This is a genomic window from Enterobacter cloacae complex sp. P6RS, from assembly GCF_014982245.1.
Lineage (GTDB): Bacteria > Pseudomonadota > Gammaproteobacteria > Enterobacterales > Enterobacteriaceae > Enterobacter > Enterobacter bugandensis.
Genome location: NZ_JADCLB010000026.1, coordinates 1 through 12,010, shown reverse-complemented (window position 1 = coordinate 12,010; position 12,010 = coordinate 1). Strand labels below are relative to the sequence as shown.

The following is a 12,010-nucleotide window of genomic DNA, read 5'->3' as shown; positions in this document are numbered from 1 at the left end:
CTACTTATTCGTAGGCCCGGTAAGCGGCAGCGCCACCGGGCAAAAAAACTCTCAACAGGTATTCACCGTGCTCAACAAACTCTCTCGTCTGCTGGATCAGGCAGGTATTTCGCTCACCGATCACCAGAAAAACCAGCTGGTGGCGTATGTCGATATGCTGAACAAATGGAATAAAGCGTACAACCTGACGTCTGTGCGCGATCCCAACGAGATGCTGGTTCGCCATATTCTCGATAGTATCGTGGTGGCGCCGTACCTGAAAGGTGGACGTTTTATCGACGTGGGGACGGGGCCGGGTTTGCCGGGCGTTCCGCTGTCGATTGTCCGACCCGAGAGCCATTTCACGCTGCTGGACAGCCTGGGCAAGCGCGTGCGCTTTTTACGCCAGGTTCAGCATGAACTGAAGCTCGATAACATCACGCCCGTACAGAGCAGGGTAGAGGAGTTTCCGGCAGAGCCGCCGTTTGACGGCGTTATCAGCCGTGCGTTTGCTTCGCTCAATGACATGGTGAGCTGGTGTAAGCATCTGCCGGCAGAAGATGGCCGTTTTTATGCGCTGAAAGGGCAGCTGCCCGGTGATGAAATTGAACAGATTCCGGAAGGTTTTAGCGTTGAAACCATCGAGAAATTAAACGTTCCGCAGCTCGACGGTGAACGTCATCTGGTGATAATTAAGCCAAACAATTTTTAAAAAAATAATAAAAAATGTGGAATTTGTGCTGTTCTGAGTATGTTAAAAAACAGCACAACTAACCGGGGTTAACCAGAGAGCGTTTAACCGCTTTTTTACCAGGGATTTTCTTGCGGTTAACCTCAAGTCGATTATTCATCGCGAAGATAGTCAACTATGAAAATATCAGCCTGCTAAAAGTGGAAGGCTGTAACCAGAACGCAATGTTAATTATTTATTAAGAATGTCAATAAAAGGTTTTTATTGTGTACGGGGCTGTTTTGAAAATAGTTGCGATATTTTGTGTTTAATTTCAGAAAGATAATCCTGGGCGATTTACGGCTTTGATAAATACAACCTTATCGCAAATGTGTGTTTTGTGATCTCGTGCACGCTTTGTAGTCAACGTTTTCGCGCTGTTTGCAGTTTTGCTCGAAGGTCGGTGCTTTCTACGAAAGTTAAAAAATAGCGCTGGGGAAAAATATTTAAACATTTATTCACCTTTTCGCTACTTAATGTTTGAAATCACGGGTACGCACCGTATAATTTGTCCGCTTTTTGATGCTTGACTCTGAGCCTTAAAGGACGTTTTATACGACACGCGGCATACCTCGAAGGGAGCAGGAGTAAAAACGTGATGTCTGTGTCGCTCTTGAGTAGAAACGTTGCTCGTAAGCTTCTGTTCATTCAGTTTCTGGCTGTGATAGCAAGTGGACTGCTGTTTAGCCTCAAAGACCCCTTCTGGGGCATCTCCGCCGTGTGCGGGGGTTTGGCGGTCGTGCTGCCAAACGTGTTGTTTATGATTTTTGCCTGGCGTCATCAGGCGCATACACCCGCCAAAGGCCGCGTGGCCTGGTCCTTCGCCCTCGGCGAAGTGTGTAAGGTGTTGCTGACCTTTGCTCTACTGGTGATGGCGCTGGCGGTTTTGAAAGTGGTATTCATGCCGCTGATAGCAACGTGGGTTTTGGTGCTGGTGGTACAAGTTCTGGCTCCAGCTGTAATCAATAACAAAGGGTAAAAGGCATCATGGCTTCAGAAAATATGACGCCGCAGGATTACATAGGTCACCATCTGAATAACCTTCAGCTGGACCTGCGTACATTCTCGCTGGTGGATCCACATAACCCCCCGGCCACCTTCTGGACGATCAACATCGACTCCATGTTCTTCTCGGTGGTTTTGGGTCTTCTGTTCCTGGCCATGTTCCGCAGCGTTGCTAAAAAAGCGACCAGCGGTGTTCCAGGGAAATTCCAGACGTTCGTTGAGATGATCATCGGCTTCGTCCATGGCAGCGTGAAAGACATGTACCATGGTAAGAGCAAGCTGATTGCTCCGCTGGCCCTGACCGTGTTCGTTTGGGTCTTCCTGATGAACCTGATGGACCTGCTGCCAATTGACCTGCTGCCGTTCATCGGCGAGCATATCTTCGGCCTGCCTGCGCTGCGTGTTGTACCGTCTGCGGACGTGAACATCACCCTGTCGATGGCGCTGGGCGTGTTTATCCTGATTCTTTTCTACAGCATCAAAATGAAAGGCGTAAGCGGCTTTGTGAAAGAGCTTACCTTGCAGCCGTTCAACCACTGGGCGTTTATTCCGGTCAACCTGATCCTGGAAGGCGTTAGCCTGCTGTCCAAACCTGTTTCACTGGGTCTGCGACTGTTCGGCAACATGTATGCGGGTGAGCTGATTTTCATTCTGATCGCGGGTCTTCTGCCGTGGTGGTCACAGTGGGTTCTGAATGTGCCGTGGGCCATTTTCCACATCCTGATCATTACGCTGCAAGCCTTTATCTTCATGGTTCTGACGATCGTCTATCTGTCGATGGCGTCTGAAGAGCACTGATTTTTTACCAACACTACTACGTTTTAATTGAAACAAACTGGAGACTGTCATGGAAAACCTGAATATGGATCTGCTGTACATGGCTGCCGCTGTGATGATGGGTCTGGCGGCTATCGGTGCTGCGATCGGTATCGGCATCCTCGGAGGTAAATTCCTGGAAGGCGCAGCGCGTCAACCTGATCTGATTCCTCTGCTGCGTACTCAGTTCTTTATCGTTATGGGTCTGGTGGATGCTATCCCAATGATCGCTGTAGGTCTGGGTCTGTACGTGATGTTTGCTGTCGCGTAGTAGTTGTTTTAAAACCCCAAGCCACAGAAATTTAAGAGGTATTGTGCTGTGAACATGAACGCAACAATCCTCGGCCAGGCCATCGCGTTTATTCTCTTTGTCTGGTTCTGCATGAAGTATGTATGGCCGCCTTTAATGGCTGCCATCGAAAAACGTCAGAAAGAAATTGCTGACGGTCTGGCTTCCGCAGAACGCGCTAAGAAAGATTTGGACCTTGCACAGGCCAACGCGACAGACCAGCTGAAAAAAGCGAAAGCTGAAGCTCAGGTAATCATTGAACAGGCTAACAAGCGCCGTTCTCAGATCCTGGACGAAGCCAAAGCTGAAGCAGAACAGGAACGTACTAAGATCGTGACACAGGCTCAGGCTGAAATTGAAGCTGAGCGTAAACGTGCTCGTGAAGAACTGCGTAAGCAGGTTGCGATTCTGGCTGTTGCTGGCGCCGAGAAGATCATCGAACGTTCCGTGGATGAAGCTGCTAACAGCGACATCGTGGACAAACTTGTCGCTGAACTGTAAGGAGGGAGGGGCTGATGTCTGAATTTGTTACGGTAGCTCGCCCCTACGCCAAAGCAGCTTTTGACTTTGCTGTCGAACACCAAAATGTCGATCGCTGGCAGAATATGCTGGCGTTTGCCGCTGAGGTGACGAAAAACGAACAAATGGCCGAGTTGCTTTCCGGTGCGTTAGCGCCTGAAACCCTCGCCGCGTCGTTTATCGCCGTGTGCGGAGAGCAACTGGATGCCAACGGCCAGAACCTGATTAAGGTGATGGCAGAAAATGGTCGTCTCCGTGTGCTCCCGGATGTTCTCGAGCAGTTTGAGCACTTACGTGCCCTTAGTGAAGCAACTGCAGAAGTCGAAGTGACTTCCGCGACTGAACTGAGTGACGAACAGCTTGCGAAAATTACCGCCGCGATGGAAAAACGTCTGTCACGCAAAGTTAAGCTGAATTGCAAAATCGATAAGTCTGTAATGGCAGGCGTAATCATCCGCTCGGGTGATATGGTCATTGATGGCAGCGTACGCGGCCGTCTTGAGCGCCTTGCAGACGTCTTGCAGTCTTAAGGGGACTGGAGCATGCAACTGAATTCCACCGAAATCAGCGAACTGATCAAGCAGCGCATTGCTCAGTTCAATGTTGTGAGTGAAGCTCACAACGAAGGTACTATTGTTTCTGTAAGTGACGGTGTTATCCGCATCCACGGCCTGGCCGATTGTATGCAGGGTGAGATGATTTCCCTGCCGGGTAACCGTTACGCTATCGCACTGAACCTGGAGCGCGACTCCGTAGGTGCAGTTGTGATGGGTCCATACGCTGACCTCGCCGAAGGCATGAAGGTTAAGTGTACTGGCCGTATTCTGGAAGTGCCGGTTGGCCGTGGCCTGCTGGGTCGCGTTGTTAACACCCTGGGTGCGCCAATCGACGGTAAAGGTCCGGTTGAGCACGATGGCTTCTCCCCAATCGAAGTTATCGCACCAGGCGTTATCGACCGTCAGTCCGTTGATCAGCCAGTGCAGACTGGTTATAAGTCCGTTGACGCCATGATCCCAATCGGTCGTGGTCAGCGTGAACTGATCATCGGTGACCGTCAGACCGGTAAAACCGCGATGGCAATCGACGCCATCATCAACCAGCGTGACTCCGGCATCAAATGTGTGTACGTGGCTATCGGCCAGAAAGCGTCCACCATTTCTAACGTGGTTCGTAAACTGGAAGAGCACGGCGCACTGTCTAACACCATCGTTGTGGTAGCAACCGCGTCTGAATCTGCTGCACTGCAATACCTGGCGCCATACGCCGGTTGCGCAATGGGCGAATACTTCCGTGACCGCGGTGAAGATGCGCTGATCGTATACGATGACCTGTCTAAACAGGCTGTTGCTTATCGTCAGGTTTCCCTGCTGCTCCGTCGTCCACCAGGACGTGAAGCATTCCCGGGTGACGTATTCTACCTCCACTCTCGTCTGCTGGAGCGTGCTTCCCGCGTTAACGCGGAATACGTCGAGAACTTCACCAAAGGTGAAGTGAAGGGCAAAACAGGTTCTCTGACCGCGCTGCCGATCATTGAAACCCAGGCGGGTGACGTTTCTGCGTTCGTTCCGACCAACGTAATCTCCATTACCGATGGTCAGATCTTCCTGGAAACCAACCTGTTTAACTCCGGTATTCGTCCGGCGGTTAACCCGGGTATCTCCGTATCCCGTGTGGGTGGTGCTGCTCAGACCAAGATCATCAAGAAACTGTCCGGTGGTATCCGTACCGCGCTGGCACAGTATCGTGAACTGGCTGCGTTCTCTCAGTTCGCATCCGATCTGGACGAAGCAACCCGTAAACAGCTGAGCCACGGTCAGAAAGTGACCGAGCTGCTGAAGCAGAAACAGTACGCTCCAATGTCTGTTGCTCAGCAGGGCCTGGTACTGTTCGCGGCTGAACGCGGTTACCTCGAAGATGTGGAACTGGCGAAAATCGGTAGCTTTGAAGCCGCTCTGCTGGCTTACGTCGACCGTGATCACGCTCCGCTGATGCAAGAGATCAACCAGACCGGTGGCTATAACGACGAAATCGAAGGCAAGCTGAAAGCTATCCTCGATTCCTTCAAAGCAACCCAATCCTGGTAATCGTCCGGCGGCTTGTCTCAGGGCAAGCCGCCTGGCATTGAGGAGAAGCTCATGGCCGGCGCAAAAGAGATACGTAGTAAGATCGCAAGCGTCCAGAACACGCAAAAGATCACTAAAGCGATGGAGATGGTCGCCGCTTCCAAAATGCGTAAATCGCAGGATCGCATGGCGGCCAGCCGTCCTTATGCAGAGACCATGCGCAAAGTGATTGGTCACCTTGCAAACGGTAATCTGGAATATAAGCACCCTTACCTGGAAGAACGCGACGTTAAGCGCGTGGGCTACCTGGTGGTGTCGACTGACCGTGGTCTGTGTGGCGGCTTGAACATTAACCTGTTCAAAAAACTGCTGGCGGATATGAAAGGCTGGTCTGATAAAGGCGTTCAGTGCGATCTGGCACTGATTGGCTCTAAAGGCGTCTCTTTCTTTAACTCCGTTGGTGGCAACATTGTCGCTCAGGTGACCGGTATGGGTGATAACCCGTCCCTGTCCGAACTGATCGGCCCGGTTAAAGTGATGTTGCAGGCCTACGATGAAGGCCGTCTGGACAGACTGTACGTTGTCAGCAACAAATTCATTAACACCATGTCTCAGGTTCCAACGCTCACTCAGATGCTGCCGTTACCGGCATCAGAAGATGACGAGCTGAAGCAGAAAGCCTGGGATTACCTGTATGAACCCGATCCGAAACCGCTGCTGGATACCCTGCTGCGTCGTTACGTTGAATCTCAGGTTTATCAGGGCGTTGTAGAAAACCTGGCCAGCGAGCAGGCCGCACGAATGGTGGCGATGAAAGCCGCGACCGATAATGGCGGCAGCCTGATTAAAGAGCTGCAGTTGGTTTACAACAAAGCTCGTCAGGCCAGCATTACTCAGGAACTCACCGAGATCGTCTCGGGGGCCGCCGCGGTTTAACCAGGTTTACGAATTACGTAGAGGATTCAAGATGGCTACTGGAAAGATTGTCCAGGTAATCGGCGCCGTGGTGGACGTCGAGTTCCCTCAGGACGCCGTACCACGCGTGTACGACGCGCTTGAGGTACAGAATGGTAACGAGAGCCTGGTGCTGGAAGTTCAGCAGCAGCTCGGCGGCGGTATCGTGCGTACCATCGCCATGGGTTCTTCCGACGGTCTGCGTCGTGGTCTGGAAGTTAAAGACCTTGAGCACCCGATCGAAGTGCCTGTAGGTAAAGCAACGCTGGGTCGTATCATGAACGTATTGGGTCAGCCAATCGACATGAAAGGCGACATCGGTGAAGAAGAGCGTTGGGCTATCCACCGCGCGGCACCTTCCTACGAAGAGCTGTCCAGCTCTCAGGAACTGCTGGAAACCGGCATCAAAGTTATCGACCTGATGTGTCCGTTTGCGAAGGGCGGTAAAGTGGGTCTGTTCGGTGGTGCGGGTGTAGGTAAAACCGTAAACATGATGGAGCTGATCCGTAACATCGCGATCGAGCACTCCGGTTACTCCGTGTTTGCGGGCGTAGGTGAACGTACTCGTGAGGGTAACGACTTCTACCACGAAATGACCGACTCAAACGTTCTGGACAAAGTATCCCTGGTTTACGGCCAGATGAACGAGCCACCAGGAAACCGTCTGCGCGTTGCGCTGACCGGCCTGACAATGGCTGAGAAATTCCGTGACGAAGGTCGTGACGTTCTGCTGTTCGTTGATAACATCTACCGTTACACCCTGGCCGGTACTGAAGTATCTGCACTGCTGGGTCGTATGCCTTCAGCGGTAGGTTATCAGCCTACGCTGGCGGAAGAGATGGGTGTTCTTCAGGAACGTATCACCTCTACCAAAACCGGTTCTATCACCTCCGTTCAGGCGGTATACGTACCTGCGGATGACTTGACTGACCCATCTCCAGCAACCACCTTTGCGCACTTAGACGCAACCGTGGTACTGAGCCGTCAGATCGCGTCTCTGGGTATCTACCCGGCCGTTGACCCGCTGGACTCCACCAGCCGTCAGCTGGATCCACTGGTTGTTGGCCAGGAACACTACGACACCGCGCGTGGCGTACAGTCCCTGCTGCAGCGTTACCAGGAACTGAAAGACATCATCGCCATCCTCGGTATGGATGAGCTGTCTGAAGAAGACAAACTGGTGGTAGCACGTGCGCGTAAGATCCAGCGCTTCCTGTCCCAGCCGTTCTTCGTTGCGGAAGTATTCACCGGTTCTCCGGGTAAATACGTTTCCCTGAAAGACACCATCCGTGGCTTTAAAGGCATCATGGAAGGCGAATACGATCACCTGCCAGAGCAGGCGTTCTACATGGTTGGTTCCATCGAAGAAGCCGTGGAAAAAGCCAAAAAACTTTAACGCCTTAATCGGAGGGTGATATGGCAATGACTTACCACCTGGACGTCGTCAGCGCAGAGCAACAAATGTTCTCTGGTCTGGTCGAGAAAATCCAGGTAACGGGCAGTGAAGGTGAACTGGGTATTTTCCCGGGTCACGCACCGCTGCTCACCGCCATTAAGCCTGGTATGATCCGCATCGTTAAACAGTTCGGTCACGAAGAGTTTATCTATCTGTCCGGCGGCATTCTTGAAGTGCAGCCTGGCAGTGTGACCGTTCTGGCCGATACCGCTATTCGTGGCCAGGATCTCGACGAAGCGCGAGCCCTGGAGTCGAAGCGTAAGGCTGAAGAGCACATTAACAGCTCTCATGGCGACGTGGATTACGCTCAGGCGTCTGCGGAGCTGGCCAAAGCGATCGCGAAACTGCGCGTTATCGAGTTGACCAAAAAAGCGATGTAACACCGGCTTGAAAAGCACAAAAGCCAGTCTGGATACCAGACTGGCTTTTTTTTTCATCCTTAATTCATGATGAAAAAGATGTAGAATTTTAGGCATCAAACGTTTTTACTTCTCACTCAAACTACCGTCAGGATGCGTATGTCAAACAGTGCGATGAGCGTGGTGATCCTTGCCGCTGGCAAAGGTACCCGCATGTATTCCGATCTGCCTAAAGTGCTCCACACGCTGGCAGGAAAGCCAATGGTGCAGCATGTCATTGATGCAGCGAATGAACTAGGTGCCCGTCAGGTTCACCTGGTCTACGGCCACGGCGGCGATCTGCTTAAAAAGACGCTGAGCGATGATGCGCTCAACTGGGTGCTTCAGGCTGAACAGCTGGGTACCGGTCATGCGATGCAGCAGGCTGCGCCATTCTTTGCCGATGACGAAGATATTCTGATGCTCTACGGTGATGTTCCGCTGATCTCCGTTGAAACGCTGACTCGCCTTCGTGCAGCCAAGCCGCAGGGCGGCATCGGTTTATTGACCGTTGTGCTGGACGATCCAACGGGCTATGGCCGTATCACGCGTGAAAACGGCAACGTAACGGGTATCGTTGAACATAAAGATGCCAGTGATGAACAGCGCAAGATTCAGGAGATCAACACCGGCATCCTGATTGCCAATGGCGCTGACATGAAGCGCTGGCTCTCTCAGCTCGACAACAATAACGCGCAAGGTGAGTACTACATCACCGACATCATTGCGATGGCGTATCACGAAGGGCGTGAGATCGCCGCCGTTCATCCGGCGCGCATCAGCGAAACGGACGGCGTGAATAACCGCCTGCAGCTTTCCCGTCTTGAGCGTATTTATCAGTCCGAGCAGGCAGAGAAGCTGCTGCTTGCTGGCGTCATGCTGCGCGATCCGGCGCGTTTCGATTTGCGCGGCACCGTGTCTCACGGGCGCGACGTTGAGATCGATACTAACGTTATTCTTGAAGGCAACGTCACGCTGGGCAACCGTGTCAAAATTGGCGCCGGCTGCGTGATTAAAAACAGCGTTATCGGCGACGACTGCGAAATCAGCCCGTACAGCGTGGTGGAAGATGCTCACCTTGAAGCAGCGTGTACCATCGGCCCGTTTGCGCGTCTGCGCCCGGGCGCTGAGCTGCTGGAAGGCGCGCACGTGGGCAACTTCGTGGAAATGAAAAAAGCGCGTCTGGGTAAAGGCTCGAAAGCCGGTCATTTGACCTATCTGGGCGACGCGGAGATTGGCGATAACGTGAATATTGGTGCAGGAACCATTACCTGTAACTATGACGGCGCCAATAAGTTTAAAACCATCATCGGCGATGACGTGTTCGTGGGCTCGGACACGCAGCTGGTGGCACCGGTTACTGTGGGTAACGGCGTGACCATTGCCGCCGGCACGACCGTCACGCGCGACGTAGCGGATAACGAGCTGGTGTTAAGCCGCGTGCCGCAGGTACACAAGCAGGGCTGGAAACGCCCGGTGAAGAAAAAGTAACAACAAGGCGGGTGGCGCTACGCTTACCCGCCTACGATTGAGTAGGCCTGATAAGGCGTAGCCGTCATCAGGCAAACCCGGGAGAGGAGATAAATATATATCTCCCCCCACAAGCAGTACCCATAAAAATAACCCCACTCTCTACAAGGCTCGGGGCGCCCGGAAAGGGTAAATACAGGTCAGCGACAACGCAGGCATAATGCCTAAATTCGGAATCTAAAATATGTGTGGAATTGTTGGCGCAGTTGCGCAGCGTGATATTGCTGAAATCCTTCTCGAAGGTTTACGTCGTCTGGAATACCGTGGTTACGACTCTGCCGGTCTGGCTGTCGTGGATGCAGAAGGGCATATGACCCGCCTGCGTCGCCTCGGTAAAGTGCAGATGCTGGCTCAGGCCGCGGAAGAACATCCGCTGCACGGTGGTACTGGTATCGCGCACACCCGCTGGGCGACGCACGGCGAACCGTCTGAAGGTAACGCGCACCCGCATGTGTCTGAACACATCGTGGTGGTGCATAACGGCATTATCGAAAACCACGAACCGCTGCGCGAAGAACTGAAAGCGCGCGGCTATACCTTCGTCTCTGAAACTGACACCGAAGTGATTGCTCACCTGGTTCACTGGGAGCTGGCAAAGGGCGGTACGCTGCGTGATGCGGTGCTGCGCGCTATCCCTCAGCTGCGCGGTGCATATGGTACGGTGATCATGGACTCCCGTGATCCATCTACCCTGCTGGCCGCGCGTTCCGGTAGCCCGATGGTTATCGGTCTGGGCATGGGTGAAAACTTTATCGCCTCCGATCAGTTGGCGCTCCTGCCGGTCACCCGTCGCTTTATCTTCCTGGAAGAGGGCGATATTGCGGAAGTGACGCGCCGCAGCGTGACCGTCTTCGACACCAAAGGCGAGCAGGTGAAGCGTCAGGAGATCGAATCTAACCTGCAGTACGACGCGGGCGACAAAGGCGCTTACCGTCACTACATGCAGAAAGAGATCTACGAGCAGCCGAACGCTATCAAAAACACTCTGACCGGGCGCATCAGCCACGGCGAGGTGGATCTGAGCGAGCTGGGGGCAAACGCCAACGAACTGCTCGGCAAGGTTGAACATATTCAGATCGTAGCCTGCGGTACCTCTTATAACTCTGGTATGGTCTCTCGCTACTGGTTTGAATCCCTGGCAGGCGTGCCGTGCGATGTCGAAATCGCGTCTGAGTTCCGCTATCGTAAATCCGCTGTGCGCCGTAACAGCCTGATGATCACCCTTTCCCAGTCCGGCGAAACGGCGGATACGCTGGCAGCGCTGCGTCTGTCTAAGGAATTGGGTTATCTGGGCTCGCTGGCCATCTGTAACGTCCCGGGCTCATCCCTGGTGCGTGAATCCGATCTGGCGCTGATGACCAAAGCGGGCACCGAAATCGGCGTGGCCTCCACCAAAGCGTTTACCACTCAGCTGACCGTTCTGCTGATGCTGGTGGCGAAGCTGGCGCGTCTGAAAGGCGAAGATGCTTCCGTTGAGCACGACATCGTTCACGGTCTCCAGGCGCTGCCGAGCCGTATTGAGCAGATGCTGTCTCAGGACAAACGCATTGAGGCGCTGGCGGAAGACTTCTCTGACAAACATCACGCCCTGTTCCTGGGCCGTGGCGATCAGTACCCTATTGCGCTGGAAGGCGCACTGAAGCTGAAAGAGATCTCCTACATCCACGCGGAAGCCTACGCGGCAGGCGAGCTTAAGCATGGCCCGCTGGCGCTGATTGACGCGGATATGCCGGTCATTGTTGTCGCACCGAACAACGAACTGCTGGAAAAACTGAAGTCCAACATCGAAGAAGTCCGCGCCCGCGGCGGCGTGCTGTACGTCTTCGCTGATAAAGATGCCGGTTTCGCCAGCAGCGACAACATGCACATCATCGAGATGCCGCATGTGGAAGAGGTGATTGCACCGATCTTCTACACCGTTCCGCTGCAGCTGCTGGCTTACCACGTGGCGCTGATCAAAGGCACCGACGTTGACCAGCCGCGTAACCTGGCGAAATCAGTCACCGTAGAATAATCCCTTCTGTTAATGGCTACACGACGTGTAGCCATTTTTTCCTTACTTTTTTCTCATCAGCTTTCGCGTTGCTATTAATTCTCTTATTCTGACGTATTTTGTTACTTTATTGTGTGAATAATGACCGAAATTACGTCTAAGCATTAGTATTCTCTATTTTGATCACTAAACGATCAGTTTTTATTAACGGAATCCTAAAAATGGTTTGTTTATAAAAGATGTGTCCTTTTTATGTGTATACTGAAAAGGAATATTAA

12 protein-coding genes are annotated in these 12,010 nt (G+C 52.9%); all 12 read left to right on the top strand.

Annotated features, from left to right (window positions below):
• Window positions 1-67: 67 nt before the first annotated feature.
• The 12 genes from rsmG (at window position 68) to glmS (ending at window position 11,753) form a co-directional block, all read left to right on the top strand.
• On the top strand, window positions 68-691 hold the full coding sequence (gene rsmG, locus INF73_RS18605) for a 16S rRNA (guanine(527)-N(7))-methyltransferase RsmG (protein ID WP_193532915.1): 624 nt from the start codon (window positions 68-70) through the stop codon (window positions 689-691).
• Between the two features lie 616 nt (window positions 692-1,307).
• Window positions 1,308-1,688, top strand: a complete 381-nt coding sequence (gene atpI / locus INF73_RS18600; protein ID WP_008500194.1) for a F0F1 ATP synthase subunit I — start codon at window positions 1,308-1,310, stop codon at window positions 1,686-1,688.
• 8 nt (window positions 1,689-1,696) lie between these two features.
• Window positions 1,697-2,512: a F0F1 ATP synthase subunit A gene (gene atpB, locus INF73_RS18595; protein WP_028014916.1), complete on the top strand. Its 816-nt coding sequence runs from the start codon at window positions 1,697-1,699 to the stop codon at window positions 2,510-2,512.
• 49 nt (window positions 2,513-2,561) lie between these two features.
• The gene (atpE, locus tag INF73_RS18590; RefSeq protein WP_000429386.1) at window positions 2,562-2,801 is read left to right on the top strand and encodes a F0F1 ATP synthase subunit C; all 240 of its coding nucleotides are present in this window, start codon (window positions 2,562-2,564) and stop codon (window positions 2,799-2,801) included.
• Window positions 2,802-2,849: 48 nt separating this feature from the next.
• A complete protein-coding gene (atpF, locus tag INF73_RS18585) occupies window positions 2,850-3,320 on the top strand; it encodes a F0F1 ATP synthase subunit B (protein WP_003862370.1) in 471 nt (156 codons plus the stop codon).
• Between the two features lie 14 nt (window positions 3,321-3,334).
• Entirely contained in the window at window positions 3,335-3,868 is a 534-nt protein-coding gene (atpH, locus tag INF73_RS18580) for a F0F1 ATP synthase subunit delta (protein WP_003862369.1), read from the top strand.
• Window positions 3,869-3,880: 12 nt separating this feature from the next.
• Window positions 3,881-5,422: a F0F1 ATP synthase subunit alpha gene (gene atpA, locus INF73_RS18575; RefSeq protein ID WP_003862367.1), complete on the top strand. Its 1,542-nt coding sequence runs from the start codon at window positions 3,881-3,883 to the stop codon at window positions 5,420-5,422.
• A gap of 51 nt (window positions 5,423-5,473) precedes the next feature.
• Window positions 5,474-6,337 (top strand): F0F1 ATP synthase subunit gamma, encoded by an 864-nt coding sequence (gene atpG / locus INF73_RS18570; protein ID WP_003862364.1) that lies wholly within the window; start codon window positions 5,474-5,476, stop codon window positions 6,335-6,337.
• Between the two features lie 31 nt (window positions 6,338-6,368).
• The gene (atpD, locus tag INF73_RS18565) at window positions 6,369-7,751 is read left to right on the top strand and encodes a F0F1 ATP synthase subunit beta (protein ID WP_003862362.1); all 1,383 of its coding nucleotides are present in this window, start codon (window positions 6,369-6,371) and stop codon (window positions 7,749-7,751) included.
• 20 nt (window positions 7,752-7,771) lie between these two features.
• Window positions 7,772-8,191 (top strand): F0F1 ATP synthase subunit epsilon, encoded by a 420-nt coding sequence (locus tag INF73_RS18560; RefSeq protein WP_003862360.1) that lies wholly within the window; start codon window positions 7,772-7,774, stop codon window positions 8,189-8,191.
• Between the two features lie 138 nt (window positions 8,192-8,329).
• Complete coding sequence (gene glmU, locus INF73_RS18555; RefSeq protein ID WP_045631290.1) at window positions 8,330-9,700, top strand: bifunctional UDP-N-acetylglucosamine diphosphorylase/glucosamine-1-phosphate N-acetyltransferase GlmU; 1,371 nt, start codon at window positions 8,330-8,332, stop codon at window positions 9,698-9,700.
• A gap of 223 nt (window positions 9,701-9,923) precedes the next feature.
• On the top strand, window positions 9,924-11,753 hold the full coding sequence (glmS, locus tag INF73_RS18550) for a glutamine--fructose-6-phosphate transaminase (isomerizing) (protein ID WP_047366743.1): 1,830 nt from the start codon (window positions 9,924-9,926) through the stop codon (window positions 11,751-11,753).
• Window positions 11,754-12,010 lie beyond the last annotated feature (257 nt).

Excerpts from the sequence above, each read along its gene's own strand:
- atpI (WP_008500194.1), top strand. The coding sequence starts at position 1,308 with ATGTCTGTGTCGCTCTTGAGTAGAAACGTTGCTCGTAAGCTTCTGTTC.
- atpB (WP_028014916.1), top strand. The coding sequence starts at position 1,697 with ATGGCTTCAGAAAATATGACGCCGCAGGATTACATAGGTCACCATCTG.
- atpE (WP_000429386.1), top strand. The coding sequence starts at position 2,562 with ATGGAAAACCTGAATATGGATCTGCTGTACATGGCTGCCGCTGTGATG.
- atpH (WP_003862369.1), top strand. The coding sequence starts at position 3,335 with ATGTCTGAATTTGTTACGGTAGCTCGCCCCTACGCCAAAGCAGCTTTT.
- atpA (WP_003862367.1), top strand. The coding sequence starts at position 3,881 with ATGCAACTGAATTCCACCGAAATCAGCGAACTGATCAAGCAGCGCATT.
- atpG (WP_003862364.1), top strand. The coding sequence starts at position 5,474 with ATGGCCGGCGCAAAAGAGATACGTAGTAAGATCGCAAGCGTCCAGAAC.
- atpD (WP_003862362.1), top strand. The coding sequence starts at position 6,369 with ATGGCTACTGGAAAGATTGTCCAGGTAATCGGCGCCGTGGTGGACGTC.
- INF73_RS18560 (WP_003862360.1), top strand. The coding sequence starts at position 7,772 with ATGGCAATGACTTACCACCTGGACGTCGTCAGCGCAGAGCAACAAATG.
- glmU (WP_045631290.1), top strand. The coding sequence starts at position 8,330 with ATGTCAAACAGTGCGATGAGCGTGGTGATCCTTGCCGCTGGCAAAGGT.
- glmS (WP_047366743.1), top strand. The coding sequence starts at position 9,924 with ATGTGTGGAATTGTTGGCGCAGTTGCGCAGCGTGATATTGCTGAAATC.